The sequence below is a fragment of the Teredinibacter haidensis genome (assembly GCF_014211975.1).
Lineage (GTDB): Bacteria > Pseudomonadota > Gammaproteobacteria > Pseudomonadales > Cellvibrionaceae > Teredinibacter > Teredinibacter haidensis.
The window spans coordinates 2,508,108-2,529,631 of sequence record NZ_CP060084.1 but is presented as its reverse complement, the minus strand read 5'-3'; the positions used below and the strand labels follow the sequence as shown (position 1 = coordinate 2,529,631).

At 47.8% G+C, this 21,524-nt stretch carries 19 protein-coding genes and 1 tRNA gene; 11 read left to right on the top strand and 9 right to left on the bottom strand.

Going from position 1 to position 21,524, the window contains the following annotated elements; all coding sequences use genetic code 11:
* Positions 1–6: 6 nt before the first annotated feature.
* On the top strand, positions 7–780 hold the full coding sequence (locus tag H5715_RS09915) for an ABC transporter permease (protein WP_075185673.1): 774 nt from the start codon (positions 7–9) through the stop codon (positions 778–780).
* Positions 781–793: 13 nt separating this feature from the next.
* Complete coding sequence (queF, locus tag H5715_RS09910) at positions 794–1,621, top strand: NADPH-dependent 7-cyano-7-deazaguanine reductase QueF (RefSeq protein WP_075185746.1); 828 nt, start codon at positions 794–796, stop codon at positions 1,619–1,621.
* Positions 1,622–1,626: 5 nt separating this feature from the next.
* Here the strand turns inward: queF and H5715_RS09905 are convergent, their stop codons facing one another.
* Together H5715_RS09905 and H5715_RS09900 are read right to left on the bottom strand one after the other, a co-directional pair.
* A complete protein-coding gene (locus tag H5715_RS09905; RefSeq protein WP_075185672.1) occupies positions 1,627–3,018 on the bottom strand; it encodes an adenylate/guanylate cyclase domain-containing protein in 1,392 nt (463 codons plus the stop codon).
* A gap of 149 nt (positions 3,019–3,167) precedes the next feature.
* Complete coding sequence (locus H5715_RS09900; RefSeq protein ID WP_075185671.1) at positions 3,168–4,463, bottom strand: coiled-coil domain-containing protein; 1,296 nt, start codon at positions 4,461–4,463, stop codon at positions 3,168–3,170.
* 220 nt (positions 4,464–4,683) lie between these two features.
* Here H5715_RS09900 and H5715_RS09895 point away from each other — a divergent pair.
* A tRNA-Ser gene (locus H5715_RS09895) sits at positions 4,684–4,771 on the top strand.
* Positions 4,772–5,126: 355 nt separating this feature from the next.
* Here H5715_RS09895 and H5715_RS09890 read toward each other — a convergent pair.
* The 7 genes from H5715_RS09890 to nifL all read right to left on the bottom strand — a co-directional run bounded on the left by H5715_RS09890 (position 5,127) and on the right by nifL (position 14,846).
* Positions 5,127–5,495 (bottom strand): 2Fe-2S iron-sulfur cluster-binding protein, encoded by a 369-nt coding sequence (locus H5715_RS09890; RefSeq protein WP_075185670.1) that lies wholly within the window; start codon positions 5,493–5,495, stop codon positions 5,127–5,129.
* Between the two features lie 95 nt (positions 5,496–5,590).
* A complete protein-coding gene (locus H5715_RS09885) occupies positions 5,591–6,157 on the bottom strand; it encodes a nitrogen fixation protein NifQ (RefSeq protein WP_083608019.1) in 567 nt (188 codons plus the stop codon).
* A 447-nt stretch (positions 6,158–6,604) separates the two neighbouring features.
* Positions 6,605–6,883 (bottom strand): 4Fe-4S binding protein, encoded by a 279-nt coding sequence (locus H5715_RS09880; protein ID WP_075185668.1) that lies wholly within the window; start codon positions 6,881–6,883, stop codon positions 6,605–6,607.
* Between the two features lie 24 nt (positions 6,884–6,907).
* Positions 6,908–8,404, bottom strand: a complete 1,497-nt coding sequence (gene nifB, locus H5715_RS09875; RefSeq protein ID WP_075185667.1) for a nitrogenase cofactor biosynthesis protein NifB — start codon at positions 8,402–8,404, stop codon at positions 6,908–6,910.
* A 273-nt stretch (positions 8,405–8,677) separates the two neighbouring features.
* Positions 8,678–11,293 carry a glycoside hydrolase family 9 protein gene (locus H5715_RS09870; protein WP_083608018.1) on the bottom strand — a complete coding sequence of 872 codons (2,616 nt, stop codon included), beginning with the start codon at positions 11,291–11,293 and terminating at the stop codon, positions 8,678–8,680.
* A gap of 332 nt (positions 11,294–11,625) precedes the next feature.
* Complete coding sequence (nifA, locus tag H5715_RS09865; protein ID WP_075185665.1) at positions 11,626–13,209, bottom strand: nif-specific transcriptional activator NifA; 1,584 nt, start codon at positions 13,207–13,209, stop codon at positions 11,626–11,628.
* 20 nt (positions 13,210–13,229) lie between these two features.
* Positions 13,230–14,846: a nitrogen fixation negative regulator NifL gene (gene nifL, locus H5715_RS09860; protein WP_246434495.1), complete on the bottom strand. Its 1,617-nt coding sequence runs from the start codon at positions 14,844–14,846 to the stop codon at positions 13,230–13,232.
* A gap of 409 nt (positions 14,847–15,255) precedes the next feature.
* On the opposite strand from nifL, the gene rsxA reads away from it, so the two are divergent.
* Genes rsxA through H5715_RS09820 form a run of 8 tightly spaced genes read left to right on the top strand, consistent with a single transcriptional unit; the run spans position 15,256 to position 21,441 of the window.
* Entirely contained in the window at positions 15,256–15,837 is a 582-nt protein-coding gene (rsxA, locus tag H5715_RS09855; RefSeq protein ID WP_075185664.1) for an electron transport complex subunit RsxA, read from the top strand.
* Positions 15,838–15,866: 29 nt separating this feature from the next.
* Positions 15,867–16,394, top strand: coding sequence for an RnfABCDGE type electron transport complex subunit B (locus H5715_RS09850; RefSeq protein ID WP_075185663.1), 528 nt, complete (start codon positions 15,867–15,869; stop codon positions 16,392–16,394).
* A gap of 52 nt (positions 16,395–16,446) precedes the next feature.
* Positions 16,447–17,961, top strand: a complete 1,515-nt coding sequence (rsxC, locus tag H5715_RS09845; protein ID WP_075185662.1) for an electron transport complex subunit RsxC — start codon at positions 16,447–16,449, stop codon at positions 17,959–17,961.
* The gene (locus tag H5715_RS09840) at positions 17,958–19,058 is read left to right on the top strand and encodes an RnfABCDGE type electron transport complex subunit D (protein ID WP_075185661.1); all 1,101 of its coding nucleotides are present in this window, start codon (positions 17,958–17,960) and stop codon (positions 19,056–19,058) included. Before rsxC ends, H5715_RS09840 begins: the two co-directional genes overlap by 4 nt.
* Positions 19,055–19,723: an electron transport complex subunit RsxG gene (gene rsxG, locus H5715_RS09835; protein ID WP_075185660.1), complete on the top strand. Its 669-nt coding sequence runs from the start codon at positions 19,055–19,057 to the stop codon at positions 19,721–19,723. The genes H5715_RS09840 and rsxG overlap by 4 nt, the downstream gene beginning before the upstream one ends.
* Positions 19,720–20,445, top strand: a complete 726-nt coding sequence (locus tag H5715_RS09830) for an electron transport complex subunit E (protein WP_075185659.1) — start codon at positions 19,720–19,722, stop codon at positions 20,443–20,445. Before rsxG ends, H5715_RS09830 begins: the two co-directional genes overlap by 4 nt.
* Positions 20,446–20,448: 3 nt before the next feature.
* Entirely contained in the window at positions 20,449–20,706 is a 258-nt protein-coding gene (locus H5715_RS09825; RefSeq protein WP_075185658.1) for an RnfH family protein, read from the top strand.
* Between the two features lie 12 nt (positions 20,707–20,718).
* The gene (locus H5715_RS09820; protein ID WP_075185657.1) at positions 20,719–21,441 is read left to right on the top strand and encodes a dinitrogenase iron-molybdenum cofactor N-terminal domain-containing protein; all 723 of its coding nucleotides are present in this window, start codon (positions 20,719–20,721) and stop codon (positions 21,439–21,441) included.
* The last annotated feature ends 83 nt before the right edge of the window (positions 21,442–21,524 follow it).

Here is a 21,524-nt window from a genome sequence, read left to right as displayed (position 1 = left end):
GAGTACATGAACGCACAACAGCAATATATCGCCTTCTCGACCATTGTTCGCAAGGAAATTCGCCGTTTTACCCGCATCTGGGTGCAAACGTTAATACCGCCAGTGATTACAATGGCTTTGTATTTTGTGATTTTCGGCAATTTAATTGGTTCGCGTATTGGCGATATGGGCGGCTTTGATTATATGTCTTTTGTTGTTCCGGGCCTGATTATGATGGCGGTTATTAATAACTCCTATTCCAACGTCGTGTCGTCCTTCTATTCTGCGAAATTTACCAAAAGCATTGAGGAGTTACAGGTTAGTCCAACGCCGAACTATATAATTCTTGCAGGATATGTTTGTGGCGGCTCGCTACGTGGTTTGTTAGTTGGTGGTATTGTAACCTGTATTTCCCTGTTTTTTACCGACTTGCAGATCCACAACCCGTTGGTCACTATTACCGTTATTTTATTAACGGCCATCCTGTTTTCTATTGCAGGTATGATCAATGCCATTTTTGCCAATTCATTTGATGATATTTCTATTATTCCGACCTTTGTTTTGACTCCTATGACCTACTTAGGCGGAGTCTTCTATTCTATTAGTTTGTTATCGGATTTCTGGCAGGGTGTCTCTAAGCTCAACCCCATACTGTACATGGTGAATGCGTTTCGCTATGGCATTTTGGGCGTGTCTGATGTCAGCATTGGCGGTGCCTTTTTTGGGATTATTACCTTCCTGGTGATTTTGTTGGCTTATAGCTTATACCTGCTGGAATATGGGAAAAAACTGCGAAGTTAACGGTGAGTGAATGATGAGTTTGGTAAAACTGGGCGAGAGCGCCCCTTATTCCGCACGATATAATCCAGGTTTGCTGGAGCCCATTGCGCGTCAACAATCCCGCATGTCTTTGGTTGGGCGGGAAGAAATGCCTTTTGTTGGCGTTGACCTATGGACGGCGTATGAGTTGTCCTGGTTGGGAAAGGGCGGCAAGCCAGAAGTGGCTATTGCGGAATTTAGTTTTCCTGCGGATAGCTGCGCGATTATTGAATCTAAATCCTTTAAATACTATTTAAACTCGTTTAACCAAACGACCTTTACCGACCGGCAGCGTGTGCTAAGCCTCCTACAGTCAGATTTATCTAGCGCCTGTGGGGGAGATGTACAGGTGGATATTTTTGATATCGATAGGTACCAGAAAAATGAACGGCCACTGCCGGGGATCTGTGTTGATACTCTAAATGTGCAAATTGATGCCTACCAGCCCGTTCCTGAGCTTTTGACGTTTGGTGCGCAGGCGGTGCAAGGCCAAGTTTTATATAGCCACCTGCTAAAAAGTAACTGTCCGGTTACCGGCCAACCCGATTGGGCAACCGTTTGGATTTCATGCTCGGGCCGAGAGCTGTCGCCCGAAAGTTGGCTGAAGTATGTGGTGTCGTTTAGGCAGCACCAGGATTTCCACGAAAACTGTGTAGAGAAAATTTTTTGTGATCTTATGGCGGCAGGGAAGTTTGAATCATTAGCTGTGTACGCACGCTACACCCGTCGCGGTGGGCTGGATATTAACCCCTATCGTGCAACGGGAGATCTGGGGTCACAGTTACCGGCTGCCTTGTCGGCTGCTCGTATCCCCAGGCAGTAGCGAGCTTATTTGATCACCTTTCCCCTCAGGCGCTCTGTGGCAACTTCAAGGGTTTCAATTACCCGTTCTTTGTCGTAGTTCTTAATTTTGTCCAAATCCATATGCATGGAGAAGCCTTCACGGTTTTCTTCGTAATAGCTTTGGTGGCGCCCCAGATCTTTACGGAAGTCTACAACTTGATACACCTTAATGGGGTGAGCGAAACCCTTGGCTTTAATCTCACCTTTATCACGACACATAATCACATCCTTCACCAGTGACCAGGTTTCGTGGGAGATTAGAATTTCTCCTGGGTGTGCTGCCGACTCCAATCGGCTGGCGAGGTTTACATGGGTACCCAGTACGGTGTAATCCATATATTGAGTGGTGCCGAATGAGCCAACAGTGCAGTAGCCGGTGTTGATACCCATACGTATTTGTAGTGGCTTTTTGATTCCTTGGTTGTACCAAAGCGTTTGCAGTTCTTTCATTTTTTTACGCATTTCGATCGCCATGGAGAGGCAGCGCACACAATCGGCCTTTAAACCCTCGCTTCGGGTATCGCCAAAGATGACCATGATCGCATCACCCATAAACTTATCGATAGTGCCACGGTGCTTGGTCGCGATGGTGACCATTTCCGTCAGATAGGTGTTAAGTAGATCCGTGAGCGTTTCGGCTTCCAGCTCTTCCGCGAGCGAGCTAAAGCCCCGGATGTCCGAGAAAAAAACGGTGATGCGTTTGCGCTCAGAAGCCAGGGTTTCCTCTCGGCCTTCATTGACCGCTCTCCACACGGTGGGCGTTAGGTAGCGAGCCAGCTTGTAGGTTCGAAGTTTGTAGAGCGTTTGCTCGTTCACCAGCTTTTTGGAGAGCATATCGAGCTTGCGAATGCGAGTATGAACAAAAATGGCGTAAGCACAGAAGTAAGTGAAAATGCCGATTAGGCTGACAATACTTACTTCCAGTCTATCTGAAAGAACCCACTGGGGGTCACGGAGTAAAAACGTAACGCCAACACCGCCGACAAATGCTAGGTTATCGATCATCCATTTTTTTGTGCCGCCGTTAATCAGGGCATTAAACTGGATCATGGTAACAAAAAGAAAAGTGGGCAGAATACTGAAGTTGGTTAGGCCGAGCACAATGCCGATAATGAAGGCGTCGACAGTCATTATTTTGTCAAAAAGCTGTCCGTGCGCGGTGTCGTAAAGCGTCTTTCTCAGCCAGACGTAGGTTGCAACCGCGTAAAATAGAATGCCAATGCAGACAGCGGCGTCAATTAGCGGTATCGCGGGCCAATCCCAGTTGACCATAAGGGTTCCGGCTGCGGCGAAACAGATAAGGGTACGAATATCGTTTTGTCTGAGAGAGAAATCTGCTGCGAGTTTATCTGAGACCTGTTGTTGAGGCTCGGCCATTTATTATCCTAGAGTGTTTTTGTTTGGTGCGCACAAACCAGTGGTGGTCGGTGGCAGGCCAGTGTTAAACAGAGGGGTATTTTATCCATCAGTGCGGGATGCAACAATAGCTCAAGCCCGAACTATTGCTTTAAAACGATGTAGAACAATTATTGGCCAAGCTTCAAGTCGAGGAACTTCTCTTCAAGTTCTACGTAGCGAGATTCAAGCTCTATCAGTTCCTTCTTCAATTTACGGGCTTGATCATTATCGCCGGGAGGGGCAGATTCCAGCTCTTTCATCCTGGATTGCAGGCGGCGGTTTTCTGATTTGGTTGCGGTAATCTGCATTTCATAATCATCGTTTTGGTCGCGTAGGGTCACAATATCGGTTTTAAGTTGTGGTAACTGATTTAGACGAGCGCGCAACTGTTCTAGCTCTTTGTGGGATGTTGACAGCTCATCTTCCAGTAGCTGTATGCAGGTTTCAGACTCCTGCACAAAACGTATTTGCTTTTGTAGCTGATCCTGCAATTCTCCTACGATTATCTCTTTTTCTTCTGCTGAAGAGGCCGTCCGTAATTTCCTTTGAAGCTCGTTGATGATTTTGTGCTGGTCTGCCGCAACCGCCCGTAAATGGCGGATTTCGCTACTGCTATCTTCGTTGGAAGCTTTGCTTTGCAGGATCGACGAGCCCTCAATTCCACCCTCAATTAATGCTCCCAAATCGCTATAGTTGGATTGGTAAGCCATCAGCGCGGTCTCAATGGCTTCAGAATGGTCTGTCTTAGCGGCTAGCTCAGTGATTTCGTTATAGTGGCTGCGGGCATTATCCTTACAGGACTCCCACTTAGCCTCTAGATCGAAGTAAAGTGCCTTAAATCGTTCCAGATTGCTAATGCGCTTCTTCGCGCTGGTGAGCTCTTCCCGGAGTGAATCCAGTTGCTCGGTATCGTGGATGGCGGTTTCCTGGGCGGCAGGCGCCTCGGCTGCCTTAGGTGCATAGTCTCGATGGAAATCGAAAATTTGTTCATAGCGCGTCTGTAGGAGCTTCCAATCGGCGTGGTCAATAAGTTTATTGGCCGTGGCTTCCTTTTCCGCTTGCAGCAGGGCGTAGCGAAGTGCGGCAACACGACGGGGGAGAGGGGTTTCCGGGTCGAGATCTAGAGCGATATCCTGGCTTGCATCTAATCGCTGGTGATGTTCGCGTATCATCCCCAACTGTTTGTTAAGCATCTGCTTATAGCTGTCGTTATGACTGTCTGTCGTTTTTGAATCGTCAGCTTTGCGAGATTTGGCTGCGGCCCTGGCGGCTTTTAAGTCTTTAACCAGCTGTTCCATCCGAGCCTGGAGTTTAGACACCAGTCCTTTTAGCGATCTGTTTTGAAATACCAGAAAAACACACACTAATAGAAGGCACGCAGCGATTTCCGCTATCGCGATAAGGTAGATACTGGATGACTGCATTTGCAGAACCTCAACTGTCTATTGGTGCGCTATGACAGAGTATGGCCTACAAATTCGGCAAAATCGATCTTAATGGCATAAAAAATGCGCATTAATACGTGGATTGTTGCTAAAAACCAGTGCTGTTACTTATTTTGTGGGAGATAGGTGATTGCCTTTAATGCCTTGTTTGTGTAGAGTGTGCCGCCTTCTGGGGTGTAGTCCCAAGAGAGTGAAATACGGTGAGGTGTCCGAGTGGCCGAAGGAGCACGCCTGGAAAGTGTGTAAGGCGCAAGTCTTCGAGGGTTCGACTCCCTCCCTCACCGCCATACAAAGAAAACCGCCCAAGTGGCGGTTTTTTTATGCATATAAAAGAGAGCGAAAGCCCACGTTTACCTGTACTCGTTGTTCGTGTGATTCGGCGCATCAAAAACTTAGATTCGATCTTATGCACCACGACGCGGCATCAATACCGCACAGTTACAAACACCGGGCATAGGCCTCCCCTCTCGATGGAGCGGCCGTCAGTCAGCCATATAAAGCCACAATCAAAAGAAAACCCTTTGCGTTCGATACAAAACCCGCAGCTTGCCAAGTGAAAGAGCAAACGCCTATACGCCAGTGAATGCGTAGATGTTGTTACTTACGCGTGAAAAGCTGGAACTGCACGTACGCCTACCTGGGTTAAGCTCCCCCAGGCTCCCCCGTAAACTCCACCAATAAATCCTCATCCGTTACAATCGTCTGGCAGGCCAATCGGTAGGTGGGGGGGATATCTTTTACCAGTGCTCGCTCCTCTTCATTAGGGGGCAGTTTGCCGATGGACTTAAGTACAATGCGCTCTTTGTCGGTTAGCGTAACGCCTTTTATGCGACTGCCGTCTAAGTGAGTGACTTTTACTAGACAGGATCCACATTCGCCATTTTCACATTCACAGGGGATTTTAATATTGTGTTCTTTTGCTACGCCGAGCAGAGTGTTGCGCTTTCCTGCCGTCGCTTCGACTTTTACATTTTTGTGTAATATGGGCGAACTGAAATAGACAGTAGCCATTGTTCTCTCCTTTTATGAGTCGTTAGATAATCTGTGTGGCTGTTTTTATTTTAGAATGTTGGTTTTTTAAATAAATTTTGAGTGGCAATCACGCATTATTCTTCGCCAAAACATTCTTCGTGACTTGGACAAATATCACAGCTGGGCGAGCGGCAGAGGTAGTGCCCTTGTTGTTCACACAGCTGTTTATAAAAAAATTTTTTCCAGCGCATATTTTGAGTATTAAGATCTGCAAGAGTTGGAAAATTGGTTCGAATGAGGGCTTTTAGATGGTCTCTGGAGGGCAAACCAAGATCCCTCCATAAATGACTGTTCCCCATGCAGCCTGCAGAAAGGATAGAGGCTAACCACTCTTCCGAAATGTCTTTCTGTTTGCGGTGCTTCAGTAATAGTTGCGTTAACTCTTGTATCTCTTCAAGCTTGAGATCCAGAAGTTCTTGACGAATTTCACCGTTTTCCCATACGTGTTCGTTGCGCGCCAGTCCTAATTGATCAATGCCTGGCAGGTGGCGGTGTATTAGAGTCTTATACTGTTCGCTTGCCAATCCCAAAGTATTTGGCAGGCAGGAAGCTCCAGCTCGCTGAGCAGATATTATGTCGACAAAAGTGTCCGTGTTAGGTGGAAAGATATCCGTTAATAAAGTTCTTGCTAGCGTGTTCATAACACCTTTTGGCCTTTGTGGTCTGGCATCGGTTGAAGCCTATTGCCTAGAGCACCCGTTGTTAAACGCCACCTGCTTTGGTTCGATGTTTGTATGCAGGTAGGTTTCCAATTTTCTCCAATCAAAGCCGCACCAACGTTCCGACCCCAGCTCAAAGAGTGGTCGACGAATAAGTAACGGGTCTCGAATCATAGAGGGACTGGCTTCTTCATCGCCTATTGATAACGGGTTGATATTGCCTTCTTCTATCGCTGTAGTATGGGGGTTGAACCATTCTTTAACCTCCGTGCTTACAAAAAAAGAGAGCAGCCGATGTTTGATCCAGGGCTCCAATGAAATATTGCGAGCTTGGAATTTAATGCCGATTTCGGTTAACAGCTCTTTCCGTTTCGCGTTCCTGGTACACCCAGGCTTTTCAAAAAATAACAGCTTAATTATATATAAAGCCTAACGCGCTTGAATTTTTAGCATTGCTTCTTGCAGCATTTTCGGAGCTATTCCGGTAAGTGAGCCCGGAGGATTTAATGCTGCGCCGTTGGCGTCGAGTATGGCTGATTCTATTGGGCAGATGGATGCGCACTGGGGGTGGAAAAATTCGCCGTCACATTCAGTACACTTTTTCTCATCAATTAAAAAATGGGGTTCTGTCTGGTAAATTGCCGAGCTTGGGCAAACATCGACACAGGCCCAGCAATTGACACACAGGTCTACTATTTCAAAAGCCATATGGGATTCCTTCGCAAACGCGAGTTACGCGCCCACCTTCAATTGAGGTTTAGGTTTATCTAATTCCCCTCGCTCAATCATTTCCTGGTAAACCTCCAAAACGGCCTCTTCAATGGGTTCCATCGCGTGTTCGCCATTGGGTTTAATGCCTGCTTGTTCTAATCCTTCCCAGGGTTCAAACCCGATTTTGGAGCACAGAACGGCTTCGCATCCCTTAAGCGAGCGAATGGCTTTATCTAATGCGCTTTCTTTTTCACCGCAGGTATCGTTGCCAATACAATATTGATCGACATTTCGATGACCGATAAAACGTACGCCGTTGGGTGAGGCTTCGTAAACCAAAAATTCTCTCGCGTGGCCAAAGTGTTGATTGATAATCCCACCACCAGCGGTGGCGATTGCCATGAGCGCCGGGCGATAACGGGTTGAAATGTTGGGGGATATGGAGGGAACGAAAATGGTTAATAAACGTTTTTTTTGTACCTGTTTTTCGGCCAGTTCTTCAAGAATGTTTTTATGAATGTCTGCACGGGTTTTCATTGCGGCTTCATAATCAATCTCCATGGATTCAATTTTTTCCAAGGTAAATTCTTCGCCTCGGTCCTCCCCCAGAAGGCCGACGGCGTCTGCGCGGCATTGGCGGCAGTGCCGCATCATATTCATATCGCCGCCACAATCGTCCTGTAATGCCTGTAGTTCTTCGTCGCTGGGGCTGCGCTGCCCCATGATTCCGTAGAACGTACCGTGTTTTGCTTCGGCAATTAAGGGCATAACATTATGTACAAAAGCACCTTTTGATCTCACAATGTCGCTCACTTCTTTGAGGTGTTGATCATTTACTCCTGGAATCATTACCGAGTTAACTTTTACCAGGATGCCGCGTTCAGCAAGCATTTCTAGGCCTTTTTGTTGTTGCTCGATTAATATTTTCGCGCCTTTTTCGCCATAGATTCGCTGGTTATTCCAAAAAATCCAAGGGTAAATTTTGGCGCCAACTTTCGGGTCAACGCAGTTAATTGTAATGGTGACATGGTCGATATTATGCTTGACTAATTCTTCTACCGATTCGGGTAACGCTAAGCCATTAGTGGATACGCACAATTTAATATCGGGTGTTTCAGCGCTAAGCTGGCGGAAGGTACTGAAGGTGCGTTCTGGGTTAGCCAGAGGGTCGCCGGGGCCAGCGATACCCAGTACCGTCATTTGCGGGATTGTGGCCGCAACAGCTTTGACTTTCATTACCGCCTGCTCGGGCGTCAATACTTCGGAAACAACTCCCGGACGGCTTTCGTTGGAACAGTCGTACTTGCGGTTACAGTAGTGGCATTGAATATTACACGCCGGTGCAACGGCGACATGCATACGCGCAAAGTAATGGTGTGCGTCTTCGGAAAAACAGGGGTGATTTTGAACTTTGTCTTGTATGTGTTGCGGCAGTTGGGATAGCTGGTCGTCACGACTACCGCATCCGCTGGAGGGGCAGCCCCCATCATTACTCTGCCCAATAACTTCGAGTTGCATATATGGTCTCCGTTTACGTCTGCTGCCTGTAACTCTGGGTGCTTGGTGTTTCAAACGGATATTTGCAAACTGTATGCCGTAGTATTAACTCGTTGTTTTTATTAGAAAAATTAAATGGGTGGGGCAGACGTTGTACGGCAGCTCACAGACATTAGTCATGCTTGTGTCGGGAGTGCGACATTGGCCCAGGTGTTGTGTGATCGATAAAGAAAAACCCCGCAGCAGAGCTACGGGGTTTTATGGCTTTCAATGGTTCTTACGTCGGGATTTTTGTTAGAGGCCTACACACGTTGGAGTGTTGAGAGATCCATCGGAATTTCCCTGCATACCGAAAGATGTGGATTGGCCAGCACTGAGGTTACCATTCCAACCGATGTTACTGGCAGAAATGGTGTTGCCAGTTTCGGATAGGGAGGCGTTCCAGCTGTTGGTCGATTGTGGATCTTCACCGAAGTCCAGTTCAACGGTCCAAGCCGAAATAGCTGAATCACCATTATTGGTGACATCCACATTGATCTGGTAACCGCTTCCCCACTGATTCATATAGGTCACTTCACAAACCACTCCGCCAGGGGGCTGAGATGAAGAGCTGCTAGACGATGAGCTACTACTGCTGGATGAGCTGCTAGACGACGAACTACTGCTGGACGAGCTAGAGCTGCTAGAAGACGAACTACTGCTGGACGAGCTACTACTGGACGAGCTAGAGCTGCTAGAAGACGAACTACTGCTGGATGAGCTGGTATCGGTGCAAGTGGTAACGACACCACCATCACCACTTTGGCTTTCGCAGGTTGTAATACCTATACAGCTCTGTTGATTCTCCCAACCCCAACCACTGCTCTGGTTCTCGCAGAGAGGGCGAGGATCGTCTTGGTACCACTTGCACATATCGACACAAACGCCGACGCTGCTGGACGATGATGAGCTGCTGGAGCTAGAAGAAGAGCTGCTAGAACTGGAGCTAGAAGAAGAACTGCTAGAACTGGAGCTAGAAGAAGAACTGCTGGAGCTAGAAGACGAGCTGCTAGAACTGGAACTCGAAGACGAGCTGGAGCTGCTATTTGAATCGGCATAGTCATCGTAAAACGCTAGCACCCAGGCAAGCGCACTGTTCCAATTAATGGTGATCTCGTTAGTGGACCAGGAATCGATACTGTCCATAAAGCAGCTTGCGGGTATGGAGCCACAACTTGCCAGCGCTGCTGCTGCCGTATCATCTTCTAGGCCATCGTTTGGTCCGCCGGATAAAGCACCGGGGGGAGCCCAAGGATAGCTGCCATTCAGAGTTCCCGCCCAGAAGCGGTGATGTGGTTCTGTTAGTGCATCTTCACCATGACCCGAAATAAACGAGAAAGACAGGGTGTTGTTGCCGAACAGATAGTCCATGGATTTGGAGAAGGCTTTGCCGTAGATGTCATCGCCGGTAAAGTCATAGGCCAAGCCAATTAAGGCCATCTTGTTAGCAACAATATTATTGGAACCCCAGTAATACTCCTCATCGGTGCTGGGGACCATATAGCCGTTACTATTAATGGTTGCGACGTGGCCATCGGCAATGTCGACCAGCTTTTGGCGGGCGCTGGTGCTCAAGCTGGCGGTATGACTAGTGGGAACGATAGCCAGTGACATTAAACCGGGCAGTTCAGTATCTGGCCAGGCCCAATCGGTGGCGGAGATGGTGTAGTTATCAATCGTTGAACGGTATTGGCTGTCGCCCGTGGTGATATACAGCTCAGCTGCGGCCCAAAAAAATTCATCTGCGGGCTCGCTGTCGCCGTATCCTCCACCGCCTTGATCATAACCACCGCTATAGGTCTCGTTGGGGTTTTGCAGTGCAGCATCCCAGGCGAGTTTTGCGGAATCTAAACACTGTTCGGCAAAGCCTGAGTCTATCTCGGCGAACAGGCGGGCACACTGTGCACCCGTCGCGGCGAGGTTAAGGGTAGCGGTGACCGAGGGTGGTACCAGTGCGCGCTCGTTACTGTCTTCGTGTGGCGCTAGAGGTAAACCTGTCCAGCCGACGTCGTGCATTTTGTGGTGTGCCATACCGGCTTTGCCTTCGCCTTCAGGTACTTGCATTGCCATTAAAAATTCCATTTGCCAGCGGGCTTCGTCGAGAATATCGGCAACGCCGTTCCCACTTTCCGGAATGTTTAATGTGCCATCGGCAAATTTACTTGCGCTACCACTGATGTGCAGTGCGCGTTCATACATGTTAAGTAATTTCCAAACGGAAATTCCGCCATTCACCACATACTTACCGTGATCGCCGGCGTCGTACCAACCTTTGGTGACATCCAGGGAATAATTGCAGCCACTGTCTGCCCAGCAGGGCACTGCGTAATCGCCCTGATTTGAATTCTGGTTAATATGTCCAGCCGGGCGTGCCCATTGGGAGTTGGCAGCATAGCTACCGTTACCACCACCGGTGTACTGGGTTTCGATCTCGATACCGGAACGGTTGTGGTAAAAATAGCGAATGGAATCGTAAAGGACCGGCGAAAACGTATCGGCGGAAATATCAAATGCGTAACTCTCGTCGCCACCTACGTGCAAGGTAAAGTTGCTGCCGGTTGCTGTAACAGAGGAAAAATCAATATGGTGGATATTCTCACCGGATGACGAATCTGTACCATTGGGAGTGCTGGTACCATTGGCGACAACGTTGCCATTCTGGCGCAGTTCCCAGCTTTGAGCTGAGTTTGTTGATGCAGCATAGCTGGCAACTTTTGCACTGTTGGGCAAATAGCCGACTTGGTTAACTCGCGGGTTACCAACTTCAGCATGGGCACTGCTAACGACAAGGGCCGAAGCAACAGCGACTGCTAGCGACGACTCTAACAGCTTTTTCATCGGTCGATGAAATGGGATTGAGGGTATTCTCATGGAGTTTCTCCTGATTGAGTTATTTTTATTTTTTGGAGCCTTATCTCCTATAGCGTGCAGGGAGATGCTGCTATAAGGCGGCAGTTATCCTAGCAGCTCTATGGTAAAAAAAAATAGAACTTGATTGGGTTATTTGGGGCTGAGGTTTTGTTTTAGTGAAGTAGTTTGCCCACTTTATCTATATGCGTGCAGGCTGTGTGGTTGTTTGGGTTTTTACACGCCAGAATTACCCTCCTCGATGGGAAGGGCAAAGTTTGATAGATGTAATACTTAAATATTAAATAGGACTAAGTTTTTAGTGCATACCTAAAGCAATGGGCAAGAAATGATTATCATATTTTCCGAACATTTATATTCAATGTTTGAATTCGATAAGCAATTTGCCTTGGTGTCATGCCTAAAAGACGCGCAGCTTTCGCCTGCACCCATCCCGCTTGCTCAAGGGCTGCTATCACCCGCTCACGTTCATCCATACTGTCATCGCTTAAATCGATAGAGGGCACTTCTTGGTAGTCGTTTATCGCGGGGCGAATATCCGTATTCAGGCCGGTAAGAGAAATCGCATCACTGTCGACGGTGCCGTCTTCGCTCATGATCGATGCGCGCTCTAAACAGTTTTCCAGTTCGCGCACATTGCCGGGCCAGCTTTGATTCATTAACACGCGGATAGCGCTGCTGGTTAGTGTTAACTTGCGTTCTTGGCGACGGGATAGTTTGTCTAGCAAAAACTCTGCAAGTTCGGGAATGTCAGCGCGACGCTCGCGTAAAGGTGGGATACGGATAGTCATGACATTCAGGCGGTAATAAAGATCTTCGCGAAATTTGTTTTTTTCCACTTCCTGCTCAAGGTTGCGGTTGGTGGCAGCAACTATGCGTAAGTCTACTTTAATGGTGCGGGTACCGCCGACGCGCTCAAACTCACCCTCCTGCAGTATGCGTAATAATTTCGCTTGGAACATGGGTGAAATTTCACCGATCTCATCCAAAAAGAGGGTTCCTCCGTCGGCTTGTTCGAAGCGGCCCTTACGCTGTTTAACTGCACCGGTAAAAGCGCCTTTCTCGTGGCCGAATAATTCAGATTCCAGCAGTGTTTCTGGCAATGCGGCGCAATTGAGTCGTATAAAAGGTTGCTTCGCTCGTGGAGAGTTGTAGTGAATGGCGCTGGCAATGAGTTCTTTACCGGTTCCCGATTCACCCAGTACTAATACTGTGCTGTCCCATTTAGCTACACGCCGTGTTTGGTCAAATACCTGCCGCATAGATGAGGTGTGGCCAATGACCATGTTTTCGAAGCCAAATTGTGCGCGCGCTTCCCGACGAAGCTCATCGCGCTCGCTGGCAAGCTCTTCACCACGTTCAACGTTAATCATTAAACGAACGGTTTGCGACAGTAAATGCGCGACGGTTTCCATAAATCGAGAACGCTCACTCAGTAAATCGTCGGCAGGGCTCTCCGGCTGTGCTGCCAGCACGCCAATGGTTTCTCCTTCTATATTTTCAATAGGTACGCCAACAAAGGGGAGCTCAAAATCGTAAACGGCCAGTCGGTCTAGAAAGTTTGGTTCCGACGAAATACGTCCGAGTACAATCGGGTTTCCGTGGCTAAGAATACGACCGATAATGCCTTCACCGCTGCGATAGCGAACATTGCTGGATAATCGGGATATCTCCGGTGAATCGCTATGAATCGCTGTCACTTGAACGGCACTGTATTCCGGGTCGGAAATAGAAATTAATCCGTGGTGCATGCCGGCGGATTCGTGGAGTACGGCAAGAACTTCTGCAAAGGTTTGTTCAATTTTTTGAGAATGACAAATAATTTGCGAGATTTGGCTAAGTGCCTGCATTTCTTTTTCAAAAAGTTCGGTGCGAGTTGTCGGTCTCGGCGTACTGCTTATAGTCTTCGTTGGGTTCATCTGACTTCTCTTGGCCATAATTAGCTGGATGGGATCTCTACGATCATTCGACATCCGTCCGTAAAGTCTGTATCTACTGAAACGGTTCCGGCATGCTCCAGTATGGTCTCCTGCACCATAGCCAGTCCCATGCCTCGACACCCTTTGTGAGGAGGTTTGGTACTAAAGAAGGGCTCGAAAATTTTATAGCGCAAATCTGGCGGGATACCGGTGCCGTGGTCAATTATTTCGGTTCTCACCGTATGTTTGTCGATTGACGTTTTAACATACAGCGTTCGCTCACTGAGCTTGCACTTGCTCATAGACTCTATGGCATTGTTGATTAATTGTCGGAAAACGCTCACTAATTTACCTTCACGGCCCAATACAGCGGGTAAATGAAGTTCTGGTTTAAATTCAACAACAATACCCTGCGCCAAAAGTTGATGAGCAGAAAGGCTAATGGCGCTACGTAGAACTTCGTTAACATTTACCGGGTGCTTGGGGTTTTCCGCATAGACAGGGAGTGAAGAGCTGAGCTGATCCAATGCTTTTAGGCCCGCCGTCTGCGCATCGCGAAGGGCATGTAACACGGGTTCATCCTGATTGCGGGTTTCCTTGCGTTCTAATAAGTTTAACGCGGCGCCAATTAAGTTAACGGGTCCTTGTAAGCTGTGAATAGCGCCGTTGAATGTTTCCCTAATGCCTTGCAGCATTTCTTCTTCTGCAATAACCGCTTTCAGTGCGTTTAGTTGGGAATCCTGCTGTCGTTGACGGAGTTCGGTAATATCGTTGACGGTTAAAAGAATATGGCGAGATTCCGGTGGGCAGAAAAAGTTGTCTGGGGTTTCATCTTCTACAGAAATGGAAAGACCATCGCAGACAAACCAACGCTGGCTATAAGCACCTTCGTCGACGGTTACCTCATGGCTGTTGAATTTTGTTCCTTTGTCACGAAGGTTGATAAAGTCGTCGCCGAGTATATTGAGTAACTTTGTAAGAGCGTCTTCCAATATTGAATCGGGCGCGATTTTATTAGCTAAATTCTGAAAAGCTGGGTTCATTAATATAATGTCGTTATCACAACTCAATAACACCATAGCAATAGGTGATGAGTTGATAACGGTGGAAATGGTTTCCGACAGGTTGTTTACGCGCTGCTCCAGTTCGTGTAAATCGCTGGAATCTCGATGCATTCCTAAATAGCAAATAACATCGTCTTTCTCGTCGAGAACCGGAGCAACAGAAACGTCCGCGAGGTAGAGAGAATCATCTTTGCGTCGGTTTACTAGTAATCCAGACCACGGCTTTTTCTGCAGCAGGCGCCCCCATAATGCCTGATAGGCTATTCGTGGAGTTGTATGATTGGAGAGGATTGATTCGTTTTTTCCGACAACCTCTTCACTGTTGTAGCCGGTGACCTTACCGAATGCGCGGTTGGCGTATAGAATATTGGCATGTAGATCGGTAATGGATATTGCAATAGGTGCATGCTCTACGGCTTGGTGAAAAACACCCGGCGACAGATCTTCTGGTTGAAAATCATAGATTGTGTTTTCTAGCTTTCGTCCCATGACTTTATTTTCTTTACCCTTGGTTATCTCAGCGACAAAATCAACTTGATCTAATTCCGCATGCGATTTTTTCGATTCTGTCATGACCTTTTGTTTCTCCGGTGATATTAGCCGTTGCCTAAATACGATTGCTTTAGCGGCGTCAGTTTTCGATGTCGTACGGATTCGTTTTTTGCGACGCCCTAATGCATGGCAGCAATTTTTGTGCCGCAGTTAATGCCGCCAACGTTGTCGTTGTTGCTAAGCGTTTGTCTGGTTGTTTCTTGTCGTAAAAACAACACCCTGTGTCTTCCAGCTCTGGTCTTGTGCCAATCCCGACAACAAAAAATGTGCGAATAAAATCAAAAATTTACGGATTACGATAATTTAATTTGAGGTGAATCAATCTATTGGTCGGGTGGGAAGTTGTATCCCATTAACGGATAGTGCGTGGCATGTTTGATGCAGCTGCCCACATAAATTCATTATTTTTATTATCTAAGGCGTAGTGAAAATGGACTATTTAAGCCTGCTTATTGGAACTGTACTAGTAAATAACGTTGTCTTGGTGCGTTTTTTAGGTTTGTGTCCATTTATGGGCGTTTCAGGAAAGCTCAGCACGTCCATTGGTATGAGCGCCGCGACAACCTTTGTTATGACATTGGCTTCCGGTAGTAGTTGGTTGATGGAAAACTACGTGCTGCAACCGATGGGTATCGGATTTTTACGTATTCTCGCATATATCCTAGTTATCGCTGGTGTTGTGCAATTTACCGAGACGGCCATTCGAAAGTTCAGTCCATCTTTGTATCGGTCTCTGGGTATTTACCTTCCGCTAATTACAACTAACTGCGCTGTTTTGGGGGTGCCATTAATTAGTGTTCGCGAACAGCAAAGCTTTTTAGAAGCCCTGGTTTTTGGCTTTGGTTCAGCGCTGGGATTTTGTTTGATTATGGTTATTTTTGCAGGCTTACGTGAACGGCTTGCCTTGGCTCAAGTGCCGAAAGCATTTGCAGGGCCCCCTGTTGCTCTGGTGACAGCAGGCTTGTTAGCCATGACATTTTTAGGTTTTAGTGGACTAGTAAAAGGTTTTTAATTTTCTTTGAGCACGCAGGAGTTGGAAGCATGTTATTGGCAACATTGGTGATCACCGTGCTGGGTACGAGTTTGGGTCTCCTGTTGGGCTTGGCCGGGCGTTTTATGGCAGTGGAGGATGAAAATCCACTGGTAAAGGAAATTGAAGGATTGTTACCCGGTAGTCAATGTGGTCAGTGCGGTTTACCTGGCTGTTCTTCCGCCGCTGTGGCCTTGGCGGAAGGGACCTTGGATATTTCCTTCTGCCCGCCTGGAGGAAGAACTCTGGTAGAGCGTTTGGCCGCTATTCTCGATGTGGATATCAGTTCGATTGGTGAAGTTCCGCAGCCGATGATTGCCACTATTAATGATAGTGCGTGTAGTGGTTGTACCCGCTGCTATCGGGCTTGCCCCACCGATGCAATTGTGGGCGCGAATGGGCAAATACATATTGTGCTGGCTTCAGCCTGCACGGGTTGTAAAAAATGTGTGGATGCTTGCCCGGAAGATTGTGTGTCGCTGATTAACCTGCCCGCTACCCCTGATAGCTGGCATTGGGTTAAGCCCACTGCGGCATAGTCACAATGGGAATAGCCCATTCAATCCTTAATGTAATAGTGGAGACATTAGCGTGTTAACGAGTTTGCTGAGGTTGCCTCAAGTACGTGGTGGCGTTCATCCTAAACATCATAAAGATCGCTCTGCGGCTTTGATGATTAGTAAGGCACCGGTACCGGAGAAGCTCTACTTACCCTTGCGTCAGCACGCAGGAAGCGATGCCATTCCTATAGTGAAGGTTGGCGATAAAGTCTTGAAAGGGCAGCTGGTTGCCATTCCCCCTTCTGAGATTTCTGCGCCAGTGCACGCGTCCAGCTCTGGAAAGGTGGTCGAAATTGGTGAAGTTATTGCGCCACACCCCTCTGGATTGCCCGCTACCGCGATTGTGATTCAAACAGACGGTGAAGACCGGTGGATAGAAACTGATATTCTCGAAGACCCCTATAGCGAAACACCCATGGCGTTGGCTGATCGTGTTGCTCAAGCCGGTATTGTGGGGCTTGGCGGCGCTATTTTTCCCGCAGCCGTAAAATTAAAGCAGGGCGCCAAGCATGAAATAAAAACACTGTTGGTAAATGGTAGCGAGTGCGAGCCCTATTTAACCTGCGATGATCGTTTAATGCGCGAGCATGCCGAAGAAATCATTGAAGGCGCACGCCTAATTCGTCATATCCTGCGAGCGTATCGAGTAGTGGTGGCGATAGAAGATAACAAACCGGAAGCCATTGCCGCCATGCGCGAGGCTGCAGAACCCTACGGTATGATCGAAGTGGAAGTGGTGCCCACGCTCTACCCAATGGGATCGGCAAAACAATTAATTCAGGAAATCACTGGCCGGGAAGTCCCAGCTGGTGGTCGCAGTACCTCAGTGGGGGTATTGGTTCACAACGTGGGAACGGTTTACGCTATTCAGCAGGCACTTATTTATGGACGCCCATTAATCTCAAGAACAGTTACTATCGCTGGTGCATGTGTTGCCCGCCCACGCAATATTGAAGCCTTATTGGGAACCCCCGTACAGGAGTTATTGGATGCCTGCGGAGGTTTGACAGAAAAACCCGCGAAGCTGATTTTAGGTGGGCCGATGATGGGTGTGCCGTTGCCTTCTACACAGGTGCCGATGATTAAAGGCGCAACGGGGGTGTTGGCTCTTTCTGCGAATGAAATTCCCCGTAGTTTAAGCTCGCCCTGTATTCGCTGTGGTCGGTGTGTGGAGGCCTGCCCCATGGGGCTATTGCCTTTGGAAATGTCTTCTCGCGCACGCGTTGACGATTTTGAAGGCGCTGAAGATTATGGCCTAAAGGATTGCATCTTGTGCGGCTCCTGCTCGTATGTATGTCCTTCTCATATTCCCTTGGTGCAGTATTTTCAATATGCCAAAGGCGAACAATATACAAAACGTTCTGCGGCTAAAAAAACGGAATACACCAAAAATTTACAGGCCGCGAGAGATGCACGTATTGCCGCCGAGGCTGAGGAAAAAGCGGCAGCTAAAGCAGCTAAAAAAGCCAAGCGCCGTAAGCCTGAAGCTGAAAGTAAATCCGCCGCCGTTGTTACCGACAAAAAAGTTAAAGAGGATGTTTTATGAGCGACGCACCAATTTACTCATCGCCATTCGCTCACGAGGGCTCGTCCGTTGGTGGCGTTATGATGCAGGTGTGTTTGGCGTTAGTGCCATGCACACTCTTTGGTTTATATCTGTTTGGCTGGCCCGCGATAAATGTGTTTGTGGTTACTTGTTTGGCCGCGGTAATCACTGAAGTTTTGTGTCTGTGGGTAATGAATCAACCGCTTTACCGCCTGCTGGATGGTTCGGCGCTATTAACTGGCTGGTTAATAGCCATCACACTGCCGCCCTGGGCGCCTTGGTGGATAGGCGCAGTGGGGTCGTTTTTTGCCATCGCAGTGGGAAAGCAACTATATGGTGGAATTGGACAAAATATTTTTAACCCCGCCATGCTGGCTAGAACAGCGCTGCTGATCACCTTTCCGCTGCAATTAACAACTTGGGTTTCCCCTTTACCCCTTGGGTCGGAAGGTGCACCGAGCTTTATGGAGGGATTGAATTTTACCTTTTTGGGTGCGGCGATTCCTGACGGTTTAACTGGTGCGACTTCACTAGGCCATTTAAAAACATCGTTAATACTCGCACAGCCAGCCAGTGAAGTTCTCAGAGAGAGCTTTAATGTATGGAACTCACTGTTAGGCATGAATGCCGGAAGTTTGGGAGAAACCTCCGAGATTTTAATACTACTGGGCGGCTTATGGCTCATTTGGCGCAGAGTGATCAGCTGGGAAATCCCCGTGTCCCTGATCGGCGGGCTGGCAGTGTTGTCTTATTTGTCGGGTATGTACAACGATCAATATTTTGCGGGTGCTGCCTTTCATTTAAGTTCTGGCGGTGTGTTGTTAGGTGCGTTTTTTATCGCGACCGATCCTATTACATCGCCTGTCGGTCGCGTTGCCAAACTTATTTTTGGGGCAGGATGTGCGGCCATAATTTTTATTATCCGTTCCTGGGGTGGCTTTCCAGAAGCCGTGGCCTTTTCCGTTCTCTTTATGAATGCATTCACGCCTTTAATCGATCGCTACTTCAGACCGAGGGTTTATGGTCGTTTTCCCGGAGGGAAACCATTACGAGCAATGTCATCCATCGAACTAACACGGGAGGTTAAACGTAAATGAGCGAGATCACAGTGTCGCGATTAGAGGTCTGGCGTTCCCGAGTGGATTACCAGGGGCTCATACTGGGTGCGATTTGTGCGGTAGTCACCTTTCTTCTGCTTGTTGGAGAGAGAACCACCTACCAGCCTATACAGGAACGCTTGGCGGAAGATCGTATGGTCGTGCTCACGCAAGTATTACCGCAGGAAATGTTCGACAACAAACCTCTTGAAGATAGCTTAGTTATCGAAGATACAGCGCTCTCGAATAAGCCGATCGATATCTATCTCGCGCGCAAATCGGGTTTGCTGCAAGCGGTTGTATTTCAAATTGAGACTGAAGGCTACGGCGGTACTATTACCTTAATGGTGGGTATTAATACTTCCGGAGAGATTCTGGGTCTTAGAACTCTAAGCCACAAGGAAACCCCCGGACTGGCAGACAAGATTGAAATGGATAAAAGCAGTTGGATAACGGTATTCAACGGTGAATCTTTACATAAGACACCAGCTAAAGACTGGGCGGTAAAAAAAGACGGCGGTAAGTTCGACCAGTTCACCGGCGCCACCATTACACCAAGAGCGATTGTTAAAGGCGTTGTTTCGGGATTGGAGTTTTACGCGCGTCACTCCGAAGAGCTAATTGCAAACGGTACGGTTAATCCGGAAGAGGTGAGTGCGTTATGAGTCATGCAAATTGTAGTGGTTGTGTCACCACCAATGGCGAAGCTGTGACCAGTTACAAAGACTATTTCACCTTCGGTATATGGGAAAATAATATTGCTTTGGTTCAATTGCTTGGCCTTTGTCCGGTAATGGCGGTAACCACATCGGCAACTAATGGCCTGGGAATGGGCATTGCAACCACCGCCGTGCTGATAATTTCCAGTGTTCTGGTTTCAGTGATGCGTAATGCCATACCTGCAGATGTGCGCAACCCCATCATGATTGCTGTTATTGCCGGAACAGTCACCCTGGTAGATTTGGCAATGAACGCTTGGTTGCACGAACTCTATAAAGTGCTGGGCTTATTTATTGCGTTGATTGTCACCAATTGTGCAATTCTGGGTAGAACAGAAGCCTTTGCCATGAAGCAAAACCCGCTGGCCTCGTTGCTGGATGCGATGGGAATGGGCTTGGGTTTTACTTGGGCGCTGGTTTTGTTAGGTGGCGCAAGAGAAATCCTCGGAAGCGGCACGCTCTTTTCGCATGCATCTTCCCTGTTGGGTAAAAACTTCGAATGGCTAGAAATAACGTTTATTAAAATCGACGCGGGGGTTTTACTTGCCATCCTGCCGCCCGGAGGATTCATTGTGCTGGGCGTTATGATTGCTTTGAAAAGAGTTGTTGATGAAAAAATCAGAGCGAGTAAGCCTTCATCAACCCCAATTGTGACTATCGAGGGCTAAGCTATGCGAGTAGGACTGGTCTATGCCGGAGAAAAACAAATTCAATTAAACTGCTATGTTGAAGACGCTGCAAGGGTGAGTGACGTAATTGAACAATCTGGAATTTTAAAAATGTGCCCAGATATCGATCTAAATACCCAAAAGATAGGTGTTTTCGGCAAATTCGTAAAACAAGACAGCGAGTTAAAAGAAGGCGACAGAATAGAAATCTATCGAAAAATTACACGCGTAATGGACGATGATGACGATGACGATGAATAAGAGGCCGTAACGATGAGCACGCAAATTAATAGAGAAACTGCACTGCGAATTGCCCTGGCGGCGCGTGCACTACCGGGTACAAATGTTGGTGAGCTACTGGAAATTGTACAGAAGAAGGTGAAGGGAGAGTTGAATGGACAAACTTTGCTTAAGATAACTGTTGGTGATTTAGCCAAAGGCCTCTCGGAGGGTGGCGCAGAGAGGGGGAGCGACGGTACGGGTCTCGGCTTGCCAGAAATAAAAGAGGCTGTACGCATTCTGTGGGGTGAACGCGAGCTCGATTCCTTACCGAAGGTAAAACCTCTGCAGGATATTCCTGCTCGTTCTGTCCGAGTGGCCATTTGCTCTAATACTGGTGAGCGACTGGATGGTCATTTTGGCTCCTGTATCCGATTTCTAATTTACCAGGTTAGCGATAGCGAGCACCAGCTAATCGATATTCGCTCTACGGTGGAAGCGGATCTTTCTGAAGACCGCAATGCTTTCCGTGCGAACTTAATCGGCGATTGTCAGATACTCTACGTTGTCTCTATCGGGGGCCCTGCAGCAGCAAAAGTAATTAAGGCTGGTGTATACCCAATTAAAAGGGTTGTTGGTGGCGAAGCAAAAGACGTTTTACTGCAACTGCAAGGCGTAATGGCTAAATCTCCGCCACCGTGGCTGGCTAAATTTATCGGGGATAAACCCGAGGATCGTATTCGCTTTATGCGAGAGGATAGAGTTGCGGGAATGTAGCATAATTGGTAGTGATCTTAACCGGGTTAGCCACCCGGTTTTTTTTCGTGTCGAATAATTCAAATTAATACTGTAAAGGAAAG

Excerpts from the sequence above, each read along its gene's own strand:
- H5715_RS09885 (WP_083608019.1), bottom strand. The coding sequence starts at position 6,157 with ATGAACACGCTAGCAAGAACTTTATTAACGGATATCTTTCCACCTAAC.
- rsxA (WP_075185664.1), top strand. The coding sequence starts at position 15,256 with ATGGACTATTTAAGCCTGCTTATTGGAACTGTACTAGTAAATAACGTT.
- nifA (WP_075185665.1), bottom strand. The coding sequence starts at position 13,209 with ATGAACCCAACGAAGACTATAAGCAGTACGCCGAGACCGACAACTCGC.
- nifL (WP_246434495.1), bottom strand. The coding sequence starts at position 14,846 with ATGACAGAATCGAAAAAATCGCATGCGGAATTAGATCAAGTTGATTTT.
- H5715_RS09915 (WP_075185673.1), top strand. The coding sequence starts at position 7 with ATGAACGCACAACAGCAATATATCGCCTTCTCGACCATTGTTCGCAAG.
- H5715_RS09830 (WP_075185659.1), top strand. The coding sequence starts at position 19,720 with ATGAGTCATGCAAATTGTAGTGGTTGTGTCACCACCAATGGCGAAGCT.
- H5715_RS09890 (WP_075185670.1), bottom strand. The coding sequence starts at position 5,495 with ATGGCTACTGTCTATTTCAGTTCGCCCATATTACACAAAAATGTAAAA.
- nifB (WP_075185667.1), bottom strand. The coding sequence starts at position 8,404 with ATGCAACTCGAAGTTATTGGGCAGAGTAATGATGGGGGCTGCCCCTCC.
- H5715_RS09870 (WP_083608018.1), bottom strand. The coding sequence starts at position 11,293 with ATGAGAATACCCTCAATCCCATTTCATCGACCGATGAAAAAGCTGTTA.
- H5715_RS09820 (WP_075185657.1), top strand. The coding sequence starts at position 20,719 with ATGAGCACGCAAATTAATAGAGAAACTGCACTGCGAATTGCCCTGGCG.
- rsxG (WP_075185660.1), top strand. The coding sequence starts at position 19,055 with ATGAGCGAGATCACAGTGTCGCGATTAGAGGTCTGGCGTTCCCGAGTG.
- H5715_RS09825 (WP_075185658.1), top strand. The coding sequence starts at position 20,449 with ATGCGAGTAGGACTGGTCTATGCCGGAGAAAAACAAATTCAATTAAAC.
- H5715_RS09905 (WP_075185672.1), bottom strand. The coding sequence starts at position 3,018 with ATGGCCGAGCCTCAACAACAGGTCTCAGATAAACTCGCAGCAGATTTC.
- H5715_RS09850 (WP_075185663.1), top strand. The coding sequence starts at position 15,867 with ATGTTATTGGCAACATTGGTGATCACCGTGCTGGGTACGAGTTTGGGT.
- H5715_RS09840 (WP_075185661.1), top strand. The coding sequence starts at position 17,958 with ATGAGCGACGCACCAATTTACTCATCGCCATTCGCTCACGAGGGCTCG.
- H5715_RS09900 (WP_075185671.1), bottom strand. The coding sequence starts at position 4,463 with ATGCAGTCATCCAGTATCTACCTTATCGCGATAGCGGAAATCGCTGCG.
- H5715_RS09880 (WP_075185668.1), bottom strand. The coding sequence starts at position 6,883 with ATGGCTTTTGAAATAGTAGACCTGTGTGTCAATTGCTGGGCCTGTGTC.
- queF (WP_075185746.1), top strand. The coding sequence starts at position 794 with ATGAGTTTGGTAAAACTGGGCGAGAGCGCCCCTTATTCCGCACGATAT.